The 20,457-nt window shown below is 69.2% G+C and carries 16 protein-coding genes; 8 read left to right on the top strand and 8 right to left on the bottom strand.

Translation table 11 applies throughout. The features are described from left to right. Positions 1-90 precede the first annotated feature (90 nt). Entirely contained in the window at positions 91-1,089 is a 999-nt protein-coding gene (locus ABZZ74_RS06320) for an aminoglycoside phosphotransferase family protein (RefSeq protein WP_356762154.1), read from the top strand. Here ABZZ74_RS06320 and ABZZ74_RS06315 read toward each other — a convergent pair. Genes ABZZ74_RS06315 through ABZZ74_RS06300 form a run of 4 tightly spaced genes read right to left on the bottom strand, consistent with a single transcriptional unit; the run spans position 1,064 to position 4,935 of the window. Beyond that, the gene (locus ABZZ74_RS06315; protein ID WP_133044436.1) at positions 1,064-1,840 is read right to left on the bottom strand and encodes a succinate dehydrogenase/fumarate reductase iron-sulfur subunit; all 777 of its coding nucleotides are present in this window, start codon (positions 1,838-1,840) and stop codon (positions 1,064-1,066) included. The two genes, ABZZ74_RS06320 and ABZZ74_RS06315, sit on opposite strands and share 26 nt — an antisense overlap. Continuing rightward, complete coding sequence (locus ABZZ74_RS06310) at positions 1,837-3,780, bottom strand: fumarate reductase/succinate dehydrogenase flavoprotein subunit (protein ID WP_356762153.1); 1,944 nt, start codon at positions 3,778-3,780, stop codon at positions 1,837-1,839. The genes ABZZ74_RS06315 and ABZZ74_RS06310 overlap by 4 nt, the downstream gene beginning before the upstream one ends. Positions 3,781-3,803: 23 nt before the next feature. Then, positions 3,804-4,625 carry a hypothetical protein gene (locus ABZZ74_RS06305; protein WP_356762152.1) on the bottom strand — a complete coding sequence of 274 codons (822 nt, stop codon included), beginning with the start codon at positions 4,623-4,625 and terminating at the stop codon, positions 3,804-3,806. Positions 4,626-4,644: 19 nt separating this feature from the next. Continuing rightward, positions 4,645-4,935 carry a hypothetical protein gene (locus ABZZ74_RS06300; RefSeq protein WP_356762151.1) on the bottom strand — a complete coding sequence of 97 codons (291 nt, stop codon included), beginning with the start codon at positions 4,933-4,935 and terminating at the stop codon, positions 4,645-4,647. Between the two features lie 405 nt (positions 4,936-5,340). On the opposite strand from ABZZ74_RS06300, the gene ABZZ74_RS06295 reads away from it, so the two are divergent. From ABZZ74_RS06295 to ABZZ74_RS06265, 7 genes are all read left to right on the top strand, one after another. Continuing rightward, entirely contained in the window at positions 5,341-7,692 is a 2,352-nt protein-coding gene (locus ABZZ74_RS06295; protein ID WP_356762150.1) for an ABC transporter family substrate-binding protein, read from the top strand. A gap of 131 nt (positions 7,693-7,823) precedes the next feature. After that, entirely contained in the window at positions 7,824-9,731 is a 1,908-nt protein-coding gene (typA, locus tag ABZZ74_RS06290; RefSeq protein WP_356762149.1) for a translational GTPase TypA, read from the top strand. A 569-nt stretch (positions 9,732-10,300) separates the two neighbouring features. Then, complete coding sequence (locus tag ABZZ74_RS06285; protein WP_356762148.1) at positions 10,301-11,929, top strand: ABC transporter substrate-binding protein; 1,629 nt, start codon at positions 10,301-10,303, stop codon at positions 11,927-11,929. Between the two features lie 140 nt (positions 11,930-12,069). Continuing rightward, positions 12,070-12,996, top strand: coding sequence for an ABC transporter permease (locus tag ABZZ74_RS06280; protein WP_356762147.1), 927 nt, complete (start codon positions 12,070-12,072; stop codon positions 12,994-12,996). After that, positions 12,989-13,927, top strand: coding sequence for an ABC transporter permease (locus ABZZ74_RS06275; protein ID WP_356762146.1), 939 nt, complete (start codon positions 12,989-12,991; stop codon positions 13,925-13,927). Before ABZZ74_RS06280 ends, ABZZ74_RS06275 begins: the two co-directional genes overlap by 8 nt. 17 nt (positions 13,928-13,944) lie before the next feature. Further along, on the top strand, positions 13,945-15,000 hold the full coding sequence (locus tag ABZZ74_RS06270; RefSeq protein WP_356762301.1) for an ABC transporter ATP-binding protein: 1,056 nt from the start codon (positions 13,945-13,947) through the stop codon (positions 14,998-15,000). Continuing rightward, a complete protein-coding gene (locus tag ABZZ74_RS06265) occupies positions 14,993-16,138 on the top strand; it encodes a dipeptide ABC transporter ATP-binding protein (RefSeq protein ID WP_356762145.1) in 1,146 nt (381 codons plus the stop codon). Before ABZZ74_RS06270 ends, ABZZ74_RS06265 begins: the two co-directional genes overlap by 8 nt. A gap of 310 nt (positions 16,139-16,448) precedes the next feature. Here the strand turns inward: ABZZ74_RS06265 and ABZZ74_RS06260 are convergent, their stop codons facing one another. The 4 genes from ABZZ74_RS06260 to ABZZ74_RS06245 are packed head-to-tail and all read right to left on the bottom strand — an operon-like array spanning position 16,449 to position 20,456. Continuing rightward, positions 16,449-17,471, bottom strand: a complete 1,023-nt coding sequence (locus ABZZ74_RS06260) for an ABC transporter ATP-binding protein (RefSeq protein ID WP_356762144.1) — start codon at positions 17,469-17,471, stop codon at positions 16,449-16,451. Beyond that, the gene (locus ABZZ74_RS06255; protein ID WP_356762143.1) at positions 17,468-18,472 is read right to left on the bottom strand and encodes an ABC transporter ATP-binding protein; all 1,005 of its coding nucleotides are present in this window, start codon (positions 18,470-18,472) and stop codon (positions 17,468-17,470) included. The genes ABZZ74_RS06260 and ABZZ74_RS06255 overlap by 4 nt, the downstream gene beginning before the upstream one ends. After that, positions 18,469-19,377, bottom strand: coding sequence for an ABC transporter permease (locus tag ABZZ74_RS06250; RefSeq protein ID WP_133044448.1), 909 nt, complete (start codon positions 19,375-19,377; stop codon positions 18,469-18,471). The genes ABZZ74_RS06255 and ABZZ74_RS06250 overlap by 4 nt, the downstream gene beginning before the upstream one ends. After that, positions 19,374-20,456: an ABC transporter permease gene (locus ABZZ74_RS06245; protein ID WP_356762142.1), complete on the bottom strand. Its 1,083-nt coding sequence runs from the start codon at positions 20,454-20,456 to the stop codon at positions 19,374-19,376. The genes ABZZ74_RS06250 and ABZZ74_RS06245 overlap by 4 nt, the downstream gene beginning before the upstream one ends. Between the last annotated feature and the right edge of the window lies 1 nt (position 20,457).

Below are 20,457 nucleotides of genomic sequence, written 5' to 3'. Positions count from 1 at the left end.
GGCGCGAGCGGGGTGCGGCCAGGGGGCGGAAGGGGCAGCGGCAGGAAAAGAGGAGGCCGGGGCCGGGGTGTACGGGGGAGACTCGGGCCGGTGAGCGCCACACGTCAGCACGCCACCCCCGCCGACCTCGCCCCACTCGCCCGTGCCGCCCTCGGCCCGGGCCGCACGCTCACCGCCGTGCGCCGGCTGCGCGGCGGCAGCAAGAAGGGCGTCTACCGTCTCGCCCTCGACGACGGCACGACCGCCGTCGCCTACCTCTGGTCGGCCGACGAGGACTACTGGGACGCGGGCCCCTCCGACCTCCGCGACCCCTTCTCCCACGGCACCGGCCTCGACCTGTTCACCGCGGCCCACGACCGGCTCACCGCCGCCGGCGTCCGCACGCCCCGCCTGTTCCACGTCGACGCCACGCACACCCACCTCCCGGCCGACGCGGCGATCGTCGAGGACGTCACCGGCGGCAGCCTGGAGGAGGCGCTGGAGCGGGATCCGCACGCGGCGCCCGCCCTCATGGAACGCCTCGCCGAGCTGCTCGCGACGCTGCACGCCCAGGACGCCCCGGCCTTCGGCAAGGTGGCCTTGGTCGACAACGGCGGCTTTTCCTACGGGGATTCGTGCGAGCAGCGGGTCACCGAGGGCGCCCTGCGCTCCATCGAGCAGGCCGCCGCGCTCGAACCCCGCGTGGCGGCCGCCCGCGACGAACTCGCCGACAGAGTAAGGACGTTGGCCGCCGAGGTCCGGCCACGAACCCGTCCCCACACCCTCATCCACGGCGAACTCGGCCCGGACCACGTGCTGCTCACCGCCGACGGTCACCCGGCGCTCATCGACATCGAAGGCCTGCTCTACTTCGACGTGGAGCACGAGCACGTGTTCCTGGAGATCCGCTTCGGCCCGCACTACGACGCCCTGCGCGTCCCGGACCTGGACCCCGACCGGATGCGTCTGTACCGCCTGGCCATGCACCTGAGCCTGGTCGCGGGCCCGTTGACCCTCCTCCAGGGCGACTTCCCGGAACCGGAGCCGATGCGGGCGATCGCGGAGGGCAACCTGTTGCGGGCGCTCAGCCTGCTGAGGAACGCCTCCTGATCTTCGACCCCAGCCACACCAGCGGGTCGTACTTGCGGTCGACGGCCCGTTCCTTCAGCGGGATCAGTGCGTTGTCGGTGATCTTGATGCCCTCGGGGCAGACCTCCGTGCAGCACTTGGTGATGTTGCAGTAGCCGAGGCCGTGTTCGTCCTGAGCGGTCTTCTTGCGGTCCAGGCCGGTGTCGGCGGCCGCGTCCAGCGGATGCATGTCCAGTTCGGCGACCCGCATCAGGAAGCGGGGGCCGGCGAACGCCGGCTTGTTCTCCTCGTGGTCACGCACGACATGGCAGGTGTCCTGGCACAGGAAGCACTCGATGCACTTGCGGAACTCCTGCGAGCGGTCCACGTCCTCCTGCATCATGCGGTACTCGCCGGGACCGAGGTCCGCGGGCGGCACGAAGGCCGGGACCTCGCGTGCCTTCTGGTAGTTGAAGCCGACGTTCGTGACGAGATCGCGGACGACCGGGAAGGCCCGCAGCGGCGTGACCGTGATCGTCTCCTCCCGCGTGAACACCGACATACGGGTCATGCACATCAGGCGTGGGCGGCCGTTGATCTCCGCGGAGCACGAACCGCACTTGCCCGCCTTGCAGTTCCAGCGGACCGCAAGGTCGGGGGCCTGGGTGGCCTGGAGGCGGTGGATGATGTCGAGCACCACCTCGCCGTCGTTGACCTCGACGGCGAAGTCCTCCAGGCCGCCGCCCTTGACGTCGCCCCGCCACACCTTGAAGCGGGCCTCGTAGCTGCTCACTCGTACAGCTCCTCTTCGGCGAGGTACTTGACCAGCTCTTCCTTGTCGAAGAGGGCGAGCAGGTCGGAGCGGATGGGTTCGGTGCTCTCGCGGGTGAGGTCGATCTGACCGCGGACGGGGTCCGTGGCCGCGAGCCCGCCCGTGGGGTCGGTCAGCCGGCACAGCAGGTTCACGTTGCGCCACTTGCGGTCCATCGACGGGAAGTCCTCCCGGGTGTGGCCGCCGCGCGACTCGGTGCGCTCCAGCGCGGCCCGGGCCACGCACTCGCTGACCAGCAGCATGTTCCTGAGGTCCAGCGCGAGGTGCCAGCCGGGGTTGAACTGACGGTGGCCCTCGACGCCGGCGCGGCGGGCCCGTACCCGCAGATCCGCCAGCTTCTGCAGGGCCTGCTCCATCTCGCCCTCGCGGCGGATGATGCCCACCAGGTCGTTCATGGTCTGCTGGAGTTCCTGGTGCAGGGTGTACGGATTCTCCGGCGGGCGTCCGTCGTCCTCGCCGGGGGCCGGGCCCTCGGCGGAGAAGGGGCGCAGGGCCTCCGCCGCGGCCGTGTCCACCTGGCCGTCGTCCACGGGCGGGCGGTTCTCCGTGAGGCCGGTCGCGTACTCGGCCGCGTGCCAGCCGGCCCGGCGCCCGAAGACCAGGAGGTCGGAGAGGGAGTTGCCGCCGAGACGGTTGGAGCCGTGCATGCCGCCGGCGACCTCGCCGGCCGCGAACAGTCCGGGCACCCCGCGGGCCGCCGCCGAGTCCGACTCGACCGCGATGCCGCCCATCACGTAATGGCAGGTCGGCCCGACCTCCATCGCCTCCGCCGTGATGTCGACGTCCGCCAGCTCCTTGAACTGGTGGTACATGGAGGGCAGCCGGCGCCGGATGACCTCGGCGGGCATCCGGGTCGACACGTCCAGGAAGACACCGCCGTGCGGGGAGCCCCGGCCCGCCTTCACCTCGGAGTTGATCGCGCGGGCGACCTCGTCACGCGGGAGCAGCTCGGGCGGACGCCGGTTGTTGTCCGGGTCCTCGTACCAGCGGTCGCCCTCCTCCTCCGACTCGGCGTACTTCTCCTTGAAGACGTCGGGGACGTAGTCGAACATGAACCGCTTGCCCTCGGAGTTCCTGAGCACCCCGCCGTCGCCGCGGACCGACTCGGTGACGAGGATGCCCTTCACCGACGGCGGCCAGACCATGCCCGTCGGGTGGAACTGCACGAACTCCATGTTCAGCAGGGGCGCTCCGGCGAGCAGGGCCAGCGCGTGGCCGTCGCCCGTGTACTCCCACGAGTTCGACGTGACCTTGAAGGACTTGCCGATGCCACCGGTGGCGATGACGACGGCGGGCGCCTCCAGGACGAAGAAACGGCCGGTCTCGCGCTCGTAGGCGAAGACTCCGGAGACCCGTGAGCCGTCCTTGAGGATCCGGGTGACCGTGCACTCCTGGAAGACCTTCAGCCGCGACTCGTAGTCCCCGGTCTCGCGGTGGTCCTCCTGCTGCAGGGAGACGATCTTCTGCTGGAGGGTGCGGATCAGCTCCAGGCCCGTACGGTCGCCGACGTGCGCCAGGCGCGGGTACTCGTGGCCGCCGAAGTTGCGCTGGGAGATCTTCCCTTCCTTCGTACGGTCGAAGAGGGCACCCCAGGTCTCCAGCTCCCACACCCGGTCCGGGGCCTCCTGGGCGTGCAGCTCCGCCATCCGCCACTGGTTGAGGAACTTGCCGCCGCGCATGGTGTCGCGGAAGTGGACCTGCCAGTTGTCGTGCGCGTTGACGTTGGCCATGGCCGCCGCGATGCCGCCCTCGGCCATCACGGTGTGCGCCTTGCCGAACAGCGACTTGCAGATGACTGCCGTACGGGCGCCTCGCTCGCGCGCCTCGATGGCGGCCCGGAGGCCCGCGCCCCCGGCGCCGACCACGACGACGTCCCACTCCTGGCGGTCGACCACGGACATCAGTTAGGCCCCACTCATCTCAGTCAGAAGAAGCGCGGATCGTCGAAGGCACCGGATGCGAGCAGATAGACGTAGAAGTCGGCGAGCGCCACGCTCACCAACGACGCCCAGGCCAGGAGCATGTGCCGGGCGTTGAGCCGCCCGACGAACTGCCATGCCTTGTAGCGCACGGGGTGTTTGGAGAAGTGCTTGAGCTTCCCGCCGACGATGTGCCGGCAGGAGTGGCAGGAGATCGTGTACGCCCAGATCAGCGTGATGTTGACCAGGAAGACGACGGTGCCGAGGCCCATGTGGCCCCAGTTCTCGTCCGTGTCGCGGAAGGACAGCACGGTGTCGTAGGTCAGCACGCCCGCGACCAGGATCGCCGCGTAGAAGAAGTACCGGTGGATGTTCTGCAGGATCAGCGGGAAGCGGGTCTCGCCGGTGTACTTCTTGTGCGGCTCGGCCACCGCGCAGGCCGGGGGAGAGGCCCAGAAGCCCCGGTAGTAGGCCTTGCGGTAGTAGTAGCAGGTCAGGCGGAAGCCCAGCGGGAAGATCAGGATGATGATCGCCGGGGAGATCGCCCACCAGCTGCCGAAGAGGTCGGCGTTCGGGCCCGAGGGCATGTTCTTGCAGTTCTCCGCCAGACACGGCGAGTAGAACGGCGAGACGTACGGCGCCGAGTAGTAGTCCGCGTTCGCGAAGGCCCGCCACGTCGAGTACACGATGAAGGCCAGCAGGCCGGCCGCGGTGGCGGCCGGGGCCAGCCACCAGCGGTCGGTCCGCAGATGCGGGGCGTCGATCGCGGCGCGCGTACCCGTTCTCACGCCGCCGCTGTTCAGATGGGGTTCCGTACCAGTGGCCAACTCTTGACTCCGGTCGGGTTCAGGGGGCGCGGCGGTCTCGGGCGCCGAGTCCTTCGTCGTCCGTGTCGACCCACAGCGAGGGGTCGTACGGGGTGTCGGGGATGGTGACGAGCTCGGGCTTGCGCATTCCGCCCGGGATCGCGGCCGCCTCCCGCAGGAGCGCGACGCTCTCCCGCAGGTGGTCGGCGTCGGCGCGGACACGACGGATGTCGAGCCCGCCACTGCCGAGCTGCTGCTCCAGGCGGCCCACGGACCGGGACAGGTCGTCGAGGCAACGCTGGACTGACGTCAGGTCGTCTTGCACGGACATGACGTGACCTCACTTCCATGGGCCATCAGGCCTCAGGTGGCAACGTTCATGCGCCTGCGAGTGTTGCGCGTCACACCTGTCGGTGGGAAGGGATGTGCAGCGATTGGCGGATTGCACGCCTCCAGTGCACGCCCGCATGCGCTATTTGTGCGCCGGGGGCGCACGCCGCGCCCGGCCCGCTTCTCAGTCTGGCTCCAGGCGGATCCCCCGGCAACCGAGGCCGAAGACCGGCGTGAGATAGGCCGCACGGGTGGGCTTTGATGCCCTCGTCGCCGTGTCGTCCCGGCCAGGCGAACCGTTTCCCTTTCAGTGGGGCCGTACATCTGATCAACTCCAAATACCGCCAAACGTGATCAGACCCGCCCGCACCGGCGGCGAGAGCGGCTTCCCCCGGAGGTAGCAGAGATGTCCTACGACGGCGCCGGACTGCAGCGCCCTGAAGGGGCGCGGGAGAGCACCGACCAGCGGCTGCGCCGCGGGGCGCGACCGGCCACGACGGCGTCGCAGACGAACGACGGCCCACTGCGGCGCCCCCGCCGACGCAGCGTGACACGCTCGGTCGCCTTCCTCGCCGCGAGCGCACTCACCATGCCCGTGCTGGCCGGGTGCGGTTCGGACGACCCCGCCGGCAAGCCGCTCGCCGGGCAGGACATCGCCTCGTCCGGCCGGCAGCTGATCGCCGACGGCGGCACGCTGCACTGGGCAGTCGACGACGTGCCGGACACCCTCAACACCTTCCAGTCCGACGCCGACGCGACCACCACCCGCGTCGCCCAGGCCGTGCTGCCCGCCATGTTCCGGCTGGACGCCCAGGGCCGGCCGGTGCGCGACGCCGACTACCTGGCGTCCGCCAAGGTCGTCAAGACCGAGCCCAAGCAGGTCGTGGTCTACCGGCTCAACCAGCAGGCCGTCTGGAGCGACGGCCGGGAGATCGGCGCCGCCGACTTCGCCGCCCAGTGGCGCGCCCTGTCCGGCAAGGACAGCGCCTACTGGACCGCCCGCAACGCCGGCTACGACCGCATCGAGAAGGTCGAGCGCGGCGCCAACAACCTCGAGGTCAAGGTCACCTTCGCCCGGCCCTACGCCGACTGGCGCTCACTGTTCTCCCCGCTGTACCCCAAGGACGTCATGGGCACCCCGGACGCCTTCAACGACGGCGCCCGCCGCAAGCTCAAGGTGACCGCCGGGCCCTTCACCCCGCGCCAGGTCGACCCGAAGGACGAGAAGGTCACCCTGGTCCGCAACGCCCGCTGGTGGGGCCGGCCCGCCAAGCTGTCCGAGATCGACCTCACCGTCGTACCGCGCGACAAGCGCGCCGCCGCGCTGGCCGACGGGAAGATCGACCTGGCCGAGATCGATCCCTCCGACGCCCAGCGCATCGACCTGGCCGCCCGCTCCAAGGGCACCGGCACCCCGCTGATGGGCCCCGGCGGCGGACGTCTGGCCGCGAAGTCCCTGCGCTCCTGGGCCCTGAAGCACGACACCGACGACGAGTCGGCCGGCAAGGAACTGCGCACCCTCAAGAAGCAGGTCAGGAAGATCATCGGGTACGAGCTGCAGCAGCAGGCCCTGCGCGGCTTCGAGGTCCGCAAGTCCCTGGAACCGGCCTACACCCAGCTCGCCCTCAACGGCTCCGCCGGCCCCCTCACCGACGAGCGGGTACGCCGTGCCGTGGCCCGCGCCATTGACCGCGCCGCCCTCGCCAAGGCCGTACTCGGACCGCTCGGCCTGCCCGCCGTGCCGGTCGGCAGCCATCTCGCCCTCGCCGGGCAGGCCGCCTACGCCGACAACAGCGGCGCGCTGGGCGGCCAGGACACCGCCGAGGCCCAGGCGCTGCTCGCCGACGCCGGCTGGGTCCGGGGCGGACCGGTCAAGGAGGAGAAGGAAGAGAAGGAAGAGAAGGGAGAGAAGGGAGAGAAGGGAGACACGGAGAAGAAGAGCTCCAAGGCGGCCGGATCCGAGAGCAAGAAGTCACGGGACGAGTCCGACGGCGACGACGACGGGAAGTACATCGTCGGCGAGGACGACAAGGCCCCCGCCAGGGACGACCGCAGGCACCAGGGCGAGGACGGCGCGAGGCACCTCGCCGACGCCAAGCAGTACGGCGACGCCCAGCTCAGACAGGGCGGTGCGCCGGGGGCGTACGCACCCAAGGGCACGGCGGCCCCGGCCGGGGCCGCGGCCGGCGTGCTGGCCAAGGACGGCAAGGCGCTGGACCTGCGCCTTGTGATCCCCTCGGGCGCCGGGTCGGAGAGCCTGCGCACGGTGGCGGACCGGATCAGCGGGATGCTGGCCCGGGTCGGGATCCGTACGCGGATCGTGAAGGTGTCCGACGACAGCTACTTCAAGGACCACGTCGCGTCCGGCGACTACGACCTCGCGCTGTACTCGTGGCCCGCCTCCGCCTTCCCGGCGACCGACGCACGGCCGATCTACGCCAAGCCGGTGCCCGCCGCCGACGGATCGCTGAACGTGGAGCAGAACTACACCCGCGTCGGCACCGACCAGGTGGACCAGCTGTTCGACCAGGCGGCCTCCACCCTCGACGACGACGAGAACCACGCGCTGATCCGCAAGGCCGACTCACGGATCTGGGCGGCCGCCGGATCGATTCCGCTGTACCAGCGGCCACAGCTGGTCGCCGCACGGAAGGACCTGGTCAACGCGGGCGCGTTCGGCTTCCGGGCGCCGGTGTTCGAGGACATGGGATTCCTGCGGAAGGGCGCGAAGGCCTCGCCCAGTCCGAGCGGGAACTGAGGCCGGGCGAGCCCCTGCCCGGGACGGCACGTACCATGGGGTGAGGCCGTGGCATGTTGCGCCCGGCAGGGGCCGCGTCACACAGACGTACGCGACGGCCCGTTCCTCACACTCCGGGAGTACGCCTCACTATGGCCACGCGCCACGACATCCGCAACGTCGCCATCGTCGCCCACGTCGACCACGGCAAGACGACCATCGTCGACGGCATGCTGAAGCAGGCCGGCGCCTTCGCCGCGCACCAGCTCGAGGGCGTCGACGACCGCATGATGGACTCGAACGACCTGGAGCGTGAGAAGGGCATCACGATCCTCGCCAAGAACACGGCGGTGAAGTACCACCCCAAGGACGGCGGGGAACCGATCACCATCAACATCATCGACACCCCCGGCCACGCCGACTTCGGCGGCGAGGTCGAGCGCGGTCTGTCCATGGTGGACGGGGTCGTCCTGCTCGTCGACGCCTCCGAGGGTCCGCTTCCTCAGACCCGGTTCGTGCTGCGCAAGGCCCTCCAGCAGCGCCTGCCGGTCATCCTGTGCATCAACAAGACGGACCGCCCGGACTCCCGCATCGACGAGGTCGTCAACGAGACCTACGACCTCTTCCTCGACCTGGACGCCGATGAGGAGCAGATCGAGTTCCCGATCGTCTACGCCTGCGGCCGTGACGGCATCGCCTCGCTGACCAAGCCGGAGAACGGCACCGTGCCGGCCGACTCCACCAGCCTGGAGCCGTTCTTCTCCACGATCCTGGACCACATCCCGGCCCCCACCTACGACGAGGACGCGCCGCTCCAGGCCCACGTCACCAACCTGGACGCCGACAACTTCCTCGGCCGTATCGCGCTGCTCCGCGTCGAGCAGGGCGAGCTCAGGAAGGGCCAGACCGTCGCCTGGATCAAGCGGGACGGCTCCGTCGCCAACGTCCGCATCTCCGAGCTGATGATGACCGAGGCGCTCACCCGCAAGCCCGCCGAGAAGGCGGGTCCCGGTGACATCTGTGCCGTCGCCGGTATCCCGGACATCATGATCGGCGAGACGCTGGCCGACACCGAGAACCCGGTCCCGCTGCCGCTGATCACGGTCGACGAGCCCGCGATCTCCATGGTCATCGGCACCAACACCTCCCCGATGGTCGGCCGGGGCGGCTCCGGCAAGGGCGCGGACGCGAAGGCGGCCGTCAAGGACCGCAAGGTGACCGCCCGTCAGGTCAAGGACCGTCTCGACCGCGAGCTCATCGGCAACGTCTCGCTGCGGGTGCTCGACACCGACCGCCCCGACGCCTGGGAGGTCCAGGGCCGTGGTGAGCTCGCGCTCGCCATCCTGGTCGAGACCATGCGCCGGGAGGGCTACGAGCTCACCGTCGGCAAGCCCCAGGTCGTCACCAAGGACGTCGACGGCAAGGTCTACGAGCCGGTCGAGCGCATGACGATCGACGTGCCCGAGGAGCACATGGGCGCGGTCACCCAGCTCATGGGCGTCCGCAAGGGCCGGATGGACAACATGTCCAACCACGGCTCCGGCTGGGTCCGCATGGAGTTCGTGGTGCCCTCCCGCGGTCTCATCGGCTTCCGTACGGAGTTCCTGACCCAGACCCGTGGCACCGGCATCGGCCACTCCATCCACGAGGGCCACGAGCCCTGGTTCGGCACCCTGCAGACCCGCAACAACGGCTCCCTGGTCGCCGACCGCTCCGGCGTGGTCACCGCGTTCGCGATGACGAACCTCCAGGAGCGCGGCGTGCTGTTCGTCGAGCCCGGCACCGAGGTGTACGAGGGCATGATCGTCGGCGAGAACTCGCGCTCCGACGACATGGACGTCAACATCACCAAGGAGAAGAAGCTCACCAACATGCGCTCCTCCACGGCCGATGTGGCCGAGTCGATCGTCCCGCCGCGCAAGCTCTCCCTGGAGCAGTCCCTGGAGTTCTGCCGGGACGACGAGTGCGTGGAGGTCACCCCGGAGGCCGTCCGCATCCGCAAGGTGAACCTGGACGCCCGCGAGCGCGCCCGCGCCGCGAGCCGCGCCAAGCACGGCTGACACCGCGTCAGTACGAACATCCCGGGCACCGCGTCTGACGCGGTGCCCGGTTTCGGTTTCGGGGAAGGTAGGGAAAACCCTTCATCTTGGTTCGAGGGCCCCACAGGTCGGGTCATTGGCACTACCCTGCGCTGATATCGGTCCTGCCTGTACTCCGGCTGTGCGACGAACGGCCGTGGTCTGACGACCCGTTGGAGTCCCTGTTGGCGCAGGCACGCAAGCCGACTCTTTCGCAACTGATTTATTACAGCCATGTGTCCGGAATGCGGACAGCCGTGACCGGTAGATGTGTAACAAGTCCGTTTCGCAGGGATCTTTCAGCAAACCCTTTGTCCGGATTTTGGAAGATGTTCGTTCAAGGTGTGATCGAACCGAGACCTTGGGGGAGTGGTTCGGCCCCGGCGCATGGCAGATAGTTAGGCGCGTAGAGCTCGGATCAACGGGTCACGCGCTGCAGCGGCGCCGACTCATCGAGCGCGGGGGCACCTGACCATTTCAGGCACCGGTAACGGTGATGTGTCATGTGCTCCCCCATGCGGTGAACCAATGGACTCATGAGGAGGAGCCCCATGCGTGGTGCCAAGAGCGCCAAGTGGGTTGCGATAGCCGCCGTAGTGGCGCTGGGTGCGACGGCCTGTGGCGGCGGCGGGGACAACGGCAGCTCGGGCAGTGGCAAGGGCAAGGGCAACGGCATCGTCTCTGTGGAGATCGGTGAGCCGCAGAACAGCCTGGTCCCGACCAACACGTACGAGACCGAGGGCGGCCAGGTCATCAACGCCCTCTTCACGGGTCTGACCAAGCTTGACGCCGACAACAAGGTCGTCAACGCCATGGCTCAGTCGATCGAGTCCAAGGACAACAAGGTCTGGACGATCAAGCTGAAGCCGGGCTACACCTTCCACAACGGCGAGAAGGTCACCGCCCAGTCCTTCATCGACGCCTGGAACTACGGCGCGAACCAGACCAACGCCCAGAACACCAACCCCCTGTTCAGCCACATCCAGGGCTACGCGGACCTGAACCCGGGCGAGGGCAAGAAGCCGAAGACCGACAAGCTCTCCGGTCTCAAGGCCATCGACGACAACACCCTCCAGGTCACCCTGAGCGGCGCGTTCTCCGCGTTCCCGTCGCAGCTGTCCTTCACGGCGTTCGTCCCGCTGCCCAAGGCGTTCTTCAAGGACCCGAAGGGCTTCGGCGAGGCCCCGATCGGCAACGGCCCCTTCCAGATCAAGGGCACGTTCAAGCACAACGAAGAGATCGACACCACGAAGTACGACAAGTACCCGGACGCCTCGAAGATCGAGGCCAAGGGCGTCAACTTCAAGATCTACTCGAACCTCGACACGGCCTACAAGGACCTCGTCGCCGGCAACCTCGACACGCTGCTGACGATCCCCACCTCGGGTCTGCCGACGTACCACAAGGATCTGCCGGGCCGTTACATCGACGAGGCCGACTCGGCCGTCGGTTACATCGGCTTCCCGATCAAGTACAACAAGGCCTTCCAGAACGCGGACCTCCGCAAGGCCATCTCCATGTCGATCGACCGCAAGACGATCGCGGAGAAGATCTTCCTCGGTGCCCGTACCCCCGCGGACGACTACATCAGCCCGATCATCGACGGCTACCGCAAGGGCGCCTGCGGCGACTCCTGCACGTACGACCCGACCAAGGCCAAGGCGCTCTACAAGCAGAGCGGCGGCCTGCCGGGCAACACGCTGGAGATCGGCTACAACGCCGACGGTGACCACAAGGCGTGGGTCGAGGCGGTGGCCAACCAGATCCAGCAGGCCCTCGGCATCAAGGTGACGGCCAAGCCGTTCGAGCAGTTCCAGACCATCCTGAACGACCTGCAGGCCAAGAAGTACCAGGGTGCGTTCCGTATGGGCTGGAGCATGGACTACCCGGACATGGAGGACTACCTCCGTCCGATCTTCTCCAAGGAAGCCATCACCAACGGCTCGAACTACTCGGGTTACGTCAACGAGGACTTCGAGAAGCTCCTCGTCCAGGGCGACCAGGCCCCGACGCACGAGGATGCGGTCAAGATCTACCAGCAGGCCGACGACGTCCTGCTGAAGGACCTGCCGTACATCCCGGTGTACTTCTACACGATGAACGCCGGCTTCAGCGACAAGATCAAGTCGATGAAGGTCGCCGGTCACCAGATCCTGTGGGACCAGGTCAAGCTCAGCTGACCAGGTTCTGAGCAGTCCTGAACGGTACGGGGTGAGCAGGGGGAGGAATACCCTTCCCCTGCTCACCTCTGCGCCGTCTCCCGTCCGACCGTGCTCTCCCCTCGGCCACGGTCGGGTCGAGCACCCCCTCTGGAGTACCCATGGGCCGATACGTCGTGCGCCGCCTGCTGCAGGTGATCCCTGTGGTCATAGGCGTCACGTTCATCATCTTCTGCCTGGTCTTCGCTCTGCCCGGCGACCCGATCCAGGCACTGGCCGGCGACAAGCGGGCCGACCCCAACATCGCGGCGGTCCTCCGCGCGCACTACCACCTCAACGAGCCGTTGTACCAGCAGTACTGGCACTACATCAGCGGCGTCTTCACCGGTGACCTCGGTGAGACGTACAACGGTCGTGCCATCTCCGACATCGTCTCGGAGCGGTTCCCGGTCACCCTCAAGCTGGGGCTGACCGCCTTCGCGATCGAGGCCGTGATCGGCATCGTCGCGGGTATCTTCTCCGCCCTGAAGAAGGGCAAGTTCCTCGACAACGTCGTGCTGATCTCGACGCTGGTGCTGATCTCGATCCCGGTGTTCGTGCTCGGCAGCGTGCTCCAGCTGGAGTTCGGCGTGAACCTCAAGATCACGCCGGTCGCGGGTATCGAGAAGGGCTGGCCGCAGAGCTACATCCTGCCGGCCATCGTCCTCGCCTCGACCTCCATGGCGTACATCTCGCGCCTGACCCGGACGAGCATGGGCGAGTCCATCCGCGCCGACTACGTCCGCACGGCGATCGCCAAGGGCCTGCCCATGCGGCGGGTCATCGGCCTGCACGCGCTGCGCAACTCGCTGATCCCGGTCGTCACCTTCCTGGGCTTCGACCTCGGCGCCCTGATGGGCGGCGCGATCATCACCGAGCGCGTGTTCAACATGCCCGGTATCGGTGGCCAGTTGGCGCAGTCCGTCTATCTGCGCGAACGGCCCGTCGTGGTCGGTCTGGTGACCCTGCTGGTGCTGATCTACCTGGTCGCCAACCTCCTCGTAGACCTGATGTACGCCGTGCTCGACCCGAGGATTCGCTATGAGTGAGAAGACGATAGAGAGGCCCACCACCGACGAGGCCGCCATCGCCAAGGAGATCGAGGCCGAGGAGAAGGCGGCGGCCCGGCAGGCCAGCCTGCTCAAGGACGGCTGGACGGACCTGCGCAAGCGGCCCATGTTCCTGGTGACGGCGTTCATCATCGTGTGCCTGCTCGCCCTGGCGATCGCGCCGAGTCTGTTCACGGCCCGCTCCCCGTACTCCGACGGGTTCTGCCAGCTGCAGAACTCGATGAACGCACCCTCGTCCGGGCACCTGTTCGGCTTCGACGTGCAGGGCTGCGACATCTACACCCGCACCGTGTACGGCACCCGCAACTCGATCGTCGTCGGTGTGGTGACGACCGTGGTCACCACCCTGATCGGCGGTCTGCTGGGCATGCTGGCCGGTCTGGTCGGCGGCTGGATCGACGCGGTCCTGTCCCGGATCACCGAGGTGTTCTCGGCGCTGCCGCTGATCGTCGGTGGTCTGCTGATCATGTCGATCTGGGGCGGCGGCGACGTCTGGTCGGTGTCGTTCATCATGGCGATCCTCGGCTGGCCGCAGGTCTTCCGGATCATGCGCGGCGAGGTCATCTCCAACAAGTACAACGACTACGTGACGGCCGCCCGGGCGCTGGGCGCGGACTCGTGGCGGATCGCCTTCCGGCACATCCTGCCCAACACCCTCGCCCCCGTCATCGTCATCACGACGATGAACCTCGGCGTCTACATCTCCGCCGAGGCCGCCCTGTCCTACCTGGGCATCGGCATCCAGTCCCCGAACATCTCCTGGGGTCTGATGATCAGTGACGCCCAGGACCGGTTCCTGACCTCGCCGCACGCGCTGCTGTTCCCGGCCGGCGCGCTGAGCCTCACCGTGCTGGCGTTCATCGTGCTCGGCGACGTGGTCCGCGACGCCTTCGACCCCAAGATGCGCTGAGGGAGGCGTACGTGACCATCATCGACCCGACCGACGCCGCCCCGGCGTCCCTGTCCGGCGACGGCAAGGGCAAGGGCCCGCTGCTCGACGTGCGCGATCTGCACGTCGAGTTCCAGACCCGCGACGGCGTGGTGAAAGCCGTCAACGGTGTCAACTACTCGGTGAACTCCGGGGAGACGCTGGCCGTGCTCGGCGAGTCCGGCTCCGGCAAGTCCGTGACCGCGCAGGCGATCATGGGCATCCTCGACATGCCGCCGGCCCGCATCCCCCAGGGGGAGATCCGGTTCTACGGCGAGGACATGCTCACCATGTCCGCAGAGGAACGGCGCAAGCTGCGCGGTGCCCGCATCGCGATGATCTTCCAGGACGCGCTCTCCGCGCTCAACCCCGTGCTCAGCGTGGGCTTCCAGCTCGGTGAGATGTTCCGCGTCCACCAGGGGATGTCCCGCAAGCAGGCCAAGGCCAAGGCCATCGAGCTGATGGACCGGGTGAAGATCCCGGCCGCCGCGGCCCGGGTGAACGACTACCCGCACCAGTTCTCCGGCGGTATGCGCCAGCGCATCATGATCGCGATGGCGCTCGCCCTGGAGCCGGACCTGATCATCGCCGACGAGCCCACCACGGCCCTCGACGTGACCGTGCAGGCCCAGGTGATGGACCTGCTGGCGGAGCTCCAGCGCGAGTACCAGATGGGCCTGATCCTCATCACCCACGACCTCGGTGTCGTCGCGGACGTCGCCGACAAGATCGCGGTGATGTACGCGGGCCGGATCGTGGAGACGGCGCCGGTGCACGAGCTGTACAAGCGCCCCGCCCACCCCTACACCCGCGGTCTGCTCGACTCGATCCCGCGCCTGGACCAGAAGGGCCAGGAGCTGTACGCGATCAAGGGTCTGCCGCCCAACCTGCTGAAGGTGCCCAGCGGCTGTGCCTTCAACCCGCGCTGCGAGAAGGCGCAGGACATCTGCCGCACCGACCGTCCGCCGCTGGTCCCGGTGACCGAGGCGGACGGCAGCGAACTGCCCGGCCGCGCCAGCGCGTGCCACTTCTGGAAGGAGACGATCCATGGCTGAGACGACCCCGGCCGACGAGCCGCAGGACGCCACGCCGAACGTCTCCGACGTGGAGGTCGCCGACGTCAACTCCGAGACGGAGGCGGTGGCCGCGCTCGACGCGCCGGTGGAGCGGGGCGAACCGATCCTTCAGGTGCGCAACCTGGTCAAGTACTTCCCGCTGACCCAGGGCATCGTCATCAAGCGTCAGATCGGTGCGGTGAAGGCCGTCGACGGCATCTCCTTCGACCTGCACCAGGGCGAGACCCTGGGCATCGTGGGCGAGTCGGGCTGCGGCAAGTCGACGGTCGCCAAGCTGCTGATGAACCTGGAGCGGGCGACCTCCGGCGAGGTCTTCTACAAGGGCCAGGACATCACCAGGCTGTCCGGGCGGGCGCTGAAGGCGGTCCGCCGGAACATCCAGATGATCTTCCAGGACCCGTACACCTCGCTCAACCCGCGGATGACCGTGGGTGACATCATCGGGGAGCCGTACGACATCCACCCCGAGGTGGCACCGAAGGGTGACCGGCGGCGCCGGGTGCAGGAACTGCTGGACGTCGTCGGGCTCAACCCGGAGTACATCAACCGCTATCCGCACCAGTTCTCGGGTGGTCAGCGTCAGCGCATCGGCATCGCGCGCGGTCTGGCCCTGAACCCCGAGGTGATCATCTGCGACGAGCCGGTGTCGGCGCTGGACGTCTCCGTCCAGGCGCAGGTCATCAACCTGATGGAGCGGCTGCAGGACGAGTTCAACCTGTCGTACATCTTCATCGCGCACGACCTGTCCATCGTCCGGCACATCTCCGACCGGGTGGGCGTGATGTACCTGGGCAAGATGGCCGAGATCGGCTCCGACGAGCAGATCTACGAGCACCCGACGCACCCCTACACCCAGGCGTTGCTGTCGGCTGTTCCGGTGCCGGACCCGGAGGCGCGGGAGCAGCGCGAGCGGATCATCCTCACCGGTGACGTGCCGTCCCCGGCCAACCCGCCCTCGGGTTGCCGCTTCCGCACCCGCTGCTGGAAGGCCCAGGACAAGTGCGCGGAGGAGGTTCCGCTGCTGGCGATCCCGGAACGCTTCAAGGGCGTCGACACCCCGGCCGCCCACGAGTCGGCCTGCCACTTCGCCGAGGAGAAGGACGTCGTCCACGCGTAAGCCTGCGGCGCCTGAGCCCTTGTTCCCGGTACCCCGAGTTTGACTGGTGCCGGGAACTGGCGTTTCGGGCGGGGGTTGTCTGTCGACCGGGGCGCCGTCGTGGCTGGTCGCGCAGTTCCCCGCGCCCCTTGGGGTGTTCGTGGCACCGCCCGTGACCGGGGGAGGCCATGACCGGCTGCGGGCGGGGCTCAATCATCTGGCGTTCCATGCCGGGAGCCGTGCCGACGTCGACGGGCTGGTCGCCGAGGCGCCGGCCCATGGGTGGGCGCCGCTGTTCGCGGAGCGGTACCCGTATGCGGGCGGGGCCGCGTCACGTAGACACCGTGGTCCGCGCCCAGTGGCAGGCGACCTGCGGGACGGGGGACGCGGTCAGGATGTCCGGGTCCTCCGTGCGGCAGCGGCTTGCGACGCCCGTGGTGTCCGCCTCGCCCGAGGACAGGATCTGGCAGCGGGTGTGGAAGCGACAGCCTGTGGGGATGCGGGACGGGTCCGGGGGTTCGCCGGTCAGGACCAGCGGGGCACCCGACGCCTCCGGGAGGACCGACAACAGGGCCTGGGTGTAGGGGTGGCGGGGGGAGGTGAGGACCTGTTCCACGTCGCCCGTCTCCACGATCCGGCCCAGGTACATCACCGCCACGCGGTCCGCGATGTTCCAGGCCAGGCCCAGGTCGTGGGTGACCACCAGGGCGGACAGGCCCAGGTCCGCGCGCAGTCGGAGCAGCAGCGCCAGGATCTCGCCGCGCACGGACGCGTCCAGTGACGCCACGGGCTCGTCGGCGACAATGAGCTCCGGTTCCAGGACCAACGCGCCCGCGATGACCACCCGTTGGCGCTGACCGCCGGACAGCTCGTGCGGGTAACGCAGGAAGAAGCGCTCCGCGGGACGCAGCCCCGCCCGGGACAACGCCGAGGCCACGGCGGTGCGTTCGTCGCCGCCGTACCCGTGGATCCGCAGCCCCTCGGCCACCGCGTCGTACACCGTGTGCCGCGGGTTCAGCGATCCGCTCGGGTCCTGGAGCACGAGCTGGACGCGTCGGCGGTACGCCTTCAGGGCCCGGGAGGTGTACTCCAACGGGCGCCCCGAGAACCGGACTTGCCCCTCCGTCGGTTTCACCAGCCCCAGCAGGGTGCGCGCCAGCGTCGTCTTGCCGCAGCCCGACTCGCCGACCAGCGCCACGATCTCCCCGGCCCGGATGTCCAGCTCCACGCCGTCCACGGCCCGCACGGCGGCCTCCCCGCGTCGCCCCGGGAACGTCACCCGCAGGCCCTGGGCACTGAGCAGAGGTGTCGTCGCCGCCGGTTCGGGGTGCTCGGCAGGACTTCCCGTCGTCATGTCGTACTCCTTGCGTCCTCGTCCTCGGCCGCCGCCGTCCGTCCCGGTCCGGGCGCGCCCACGTGCACGCAGGCCGCCTGTCGGCCGGGTCCCGCGTCGCGGAGCGGCTGGTCCTCCGTGGCGCAGCGGTCCAATGCCTCCGGGCACCGTGGGTGGAAGGTGCAGCCCGAGGGCAGCTCGGACGGGTCGGGCGGGTCGCCGGCCAGGCCGCGGGGGGCGAACCGGGAGGCCGGGTCGCCGATGCGCGGGAAGGCGGCCGACAGGGCCTTGGCGTACGGGTGCCGGGCGTCCTCGTAGACCTGCCGGGCGGGGCCCTCCTCGACGATCCGGCCCGCGTACATCACCGCCAGCCGGTCGCAGGTGTCGGCGAGGACGGCCAGGTCGTGGCTGATCATGACGAGACCCACGTCCTGTTCCGCCACGAGCTGTTCGATCAGCCGGAGGATCTGCGCCTGGATCATCACGTCCAGTGCCGTGGTCGGCTCGTCGGCGATGATGAGGCGGGGGTCGCAGGCGAGGGCCATGGCGATCATCACGCGTTGGCGCTGACCGCCGGAGAGTTCGTGCGGGTAGGCGGAGGCGCGGGAGGCCGGCAGACCCACGTGCTCCAGCAGTTCGCCGGTCTTCTCGCGCGCCTCGGCCGCCGTCGCCCTGCGGTGCAGCAGGATCGGCTCGGCGATCTGGTCGCCCACGCGGTGCACGGGGTTGAGGGAGTGCATCGCGCCCTGGAAGACGATCGAGGCGCCCGCCCAGCGCACCGCCCGCACCTGCCCCCACCGCATGGTCAGGACGTCCTCGCCGTCCAGCAGGACCTCTCCGGACACCCGCGCCCCGGCGGGCAGCAGCCGCAGCAGCGCCAGCGCCAGCGTCGACTTGCCGCACCCCGACTCGCCCGCGATGCCCAGCTTGCGGCCCGCCGCGAGGGACAGGTCCACGCCCCGTACCGCGGCCGCCCCGCCCGGATAGGTCACCTCCAGGTTCCGGACCTCCAGCAACGTCAACGGGCCACCCCCAGCCTGGGGTTGAGAACCGACTCGACCGCGCGCCCGCACAGGGTGAACGCCAGCGCGACCACCGCGATGGCGATGCCCGGCGGCACCAGGTACCACCAGTCGCCGGAGCTGACCGCGCCCGCCTCCCGCGCGTCCTGCAGCAGCCCGCCCCACGAGATCACCGTCGGATCGCCGAGGCCCAGGAAGGCCAGGGTCGCCTCGGCGAGGACGGAGGAGGAGATCATCAGGGTCGTCTGGGCGAGCACCAGCGGCATCACGTTGGGCAGCACATGCCGGCTCATGACGTGCCAGTGGCCGCCGCCGAGCGCCTTCGCGCGCTCGATGTACGGCCGTGACTCGACCGCCAGCGTCTGCGCGCGCACCAGCCGTGCCGTCGTCGGCCAGGAGGTGACGCCGATGGCGAGGATCACCGTGCCCAGGGAGTGGGGCATCACCGTGGCCAGCGCGATGGCCAGCACCAGCGCCGGCATCACCAGGAACCAGTCGGTGATCCGCATCAGCACGGTCGCGTACGCCCCCCGGAAGTGCCCGGCGGTGATCCCGACGACCGTGCCGATCACCACCGACAGCACGGCCGCGAGCAGCCCCACGAGCAGCGAGACCCGCGAGCCCCACACCACCAGTCCGAGCAGGTTCCGCCCGAACCGGTCGGTGCCCAGCGGGAACTCACCGCTCGGCGCCTGCAGCGGACTGCCCGGCGCGTCGGTCACCCCGGTCACCCCGGAACCGACGGTCAGTGGGGCCGTCAGCGCGACCAGCGCGAACAGGGCGAGCGCGGCCAGCCCGACGAGGCCCGCGCGATGGGTGCGGTACTGCCGCCAGAACCGCGCGGCGGAGCGGCGCCGGCGCTGCCAGGCCAGCGTGCGGGGCCCGGGCGCCGTGTCGGTCGTCATCGGCCCACCCGGGGGTCGAGCAGCGGGTAGACCAGGTCGGCCAGAGTGTTCATGACGATCACCGCCGAGGCGAAGAAGAGGAACAGCCCCTGCACCAGGGGCAGATCGGGCACGCTCAGGGCCTGGTAGAACAGCCCGCCGAGGCCCGGCCAGGAGAAGACGGTCTCGACCAGGATGACGCCGGCGACGGTCCGGCCGAGGTTGACGAAGACCAGGGTGACCGTGGGCAGCAGCGCGTTCGGCACCGCGTGCCGGCGCCGCACCAGGTCGTCCCTGAGGCCCTTGGCGCGGGCGGTCGTCAGATAGTCGCTGCCCATCTCGTCGAGCAGCGCCGAGCGGGTGACCAGCAGCGTCTGGCCGTACTCGACCGCGACCAGCGTGACCACCGGCAGGACGAGATGGTGGGCGACGTCGAGGACGTAGGCGAAGCCCTCCTTGCCGCCCGACTCCATGCCGCCGGTCGGGAACAGGCCCGGAATGGGGCCGAGGCCCACGGCGAACACGATGATGACCAGCAGGCCCAGCCAGAAGGACGGGACGGAGTAGAGGGTCAGCGCCAGGCCGGTGTTGAGCTTGTCGCCGAGCCTGCCGTGCCGCCAGGCCGAGCGGGTGCCGAGGAAAATGCCGAGCGCGGTGTAGAGCACGAAGGCCGTGCCGGTCAGCAGCAGGGTGTTCGGCAGCGCCTCGGTGATCTTGTCGATGACCGGGGTGCGGAACTGGTACGAGGTGCCCAGGTCGCCGGTGAGCGCCTTGCGGCAGTAGTCGGTGAACTGCTCCCACATCGGCAGGTCCAGGCCGAACTCCTTGCGGTACTCGGCCAGTTGTCCGGCCGATACCGGGCGGCCGCCGGTCATCGTCTTCACCGGGTCACCCGGGATCAGCCGGAACAGGAAGAAGCCGGTGACCAGGACGGCGAGCAGCGACACGGCGGCGCCGCCCGCCTTGGCCGCCCCGTAGCGCAGATACGCGGTGGTGGTGCGCGCCCGTGGGCCGCGGGCCGCAGTACCGGTGGGAACCGGTACGGCGGCCTTGTCGACCGCTGCCGACGCCGAGTCGGGCGCCGTCGGTTGGATGGACATG

Source organism: Streptomyces sp. NPDC006476 (assembly GCF_040612015.1).
In the GTDB taxonomy this organism is placed as follows: domain Bacteria; phylum Actinomycetota; class Actinomycetes; order Streptomycetales; family Streptomycetaceae; genus Streptomyces; species Streptomyces griseorubiginosus_B.
This window is presented reverse-complemented; position numbering and strand designations above follow the sequence as displayed.

What these genes read in the sequence shown, in the direction of transcription:
- ABZZ74_RS06265 (WP_356762145.1), top strand. Translation starts at nt 14,993, where the DNA reads ATGGCTGAGACGACCCCGGCCGACGAGCCGCAGGACGCCACGCCGAAC.
- ABZZ74_RS06280 (WP_356762147.1), top strand. Translation starts at nt 12,070, where the DNA reads ATGGGCCGATACGTCGTGCGCCGCCTGCTGCAGGTGATCCCTGTGGTC.
- ABZZ74_RS06245 (WP_356762142.1), bottom strand. Translation starts at nt 20,456, where the DNA reads ATGTCCATCCAACCGACGGCGCCCGACTCGGCGTCGGCAGCGGTCGAC.
- typA (WP_356762149.1), top strand. Translation starts at nt 7,824, where the DNA reads ATGGCCACGCGCCACGACATCCGCAACGTCGCCATCGTCGCCCACGTC.
- ABZZ74_RS06295 (WP_356762150.1), top strand. Translation starts at nt 5,341, where the DNA reads ATGTCCTACGACGGCGCCGGACTGCAGCGCCCTGAAGGGGCGCGGGAG.
- ABZZ74_RS06260 (WP_356762144.1), bottom strand. Translation starts at nt 17,471, where the DNA reads ATGACGACGGGAAGTCCTGCCGAGCACCCCGAACCGGCGGCGACGACA.
- ABZZ74_RS06285 (WP_356762148.1), top strand. Translation starts at nt 10,301, where the DNA reads ATGCGTGGTGCCAAGAGCGCCAAGTGGGTTGCGATAGCCGCCGTAGTG.
- ABZZ74_RS06300 (WP_356762151.1), bottom strand. Translation starts at nt 4,935, where the DNA reads ATGTCCGTGCAAGACGACCTGACGTCAGTCCAGCGTTGCCTCGACGAC.
- ABZZ74_RS06310 (WP_356762153.1), bottom strand. Translation starts at nt 3,780, where the DNA reads ATGTCCGTGGTCGACCGCCAGGAGTGGGACGTCGTCGTGGTCGGCGCC.
- ABZZ74_RS06275 (WP_356762146.1), top strand. Translation starts at nt 12,989, where the DNA reads ATGAGTGAGAAGACGATAGAGAGGCCCACCACCGACGAGGCCGCCATC.
- ABZZ74_RS06250 (WP_133044448.1), bottom strand. Translation starts at nt 19,377, where the DNA reads ATGACGACCGACACGGCGCCCGGGCCCCGCACGCTGGCCTGGCAGCGC.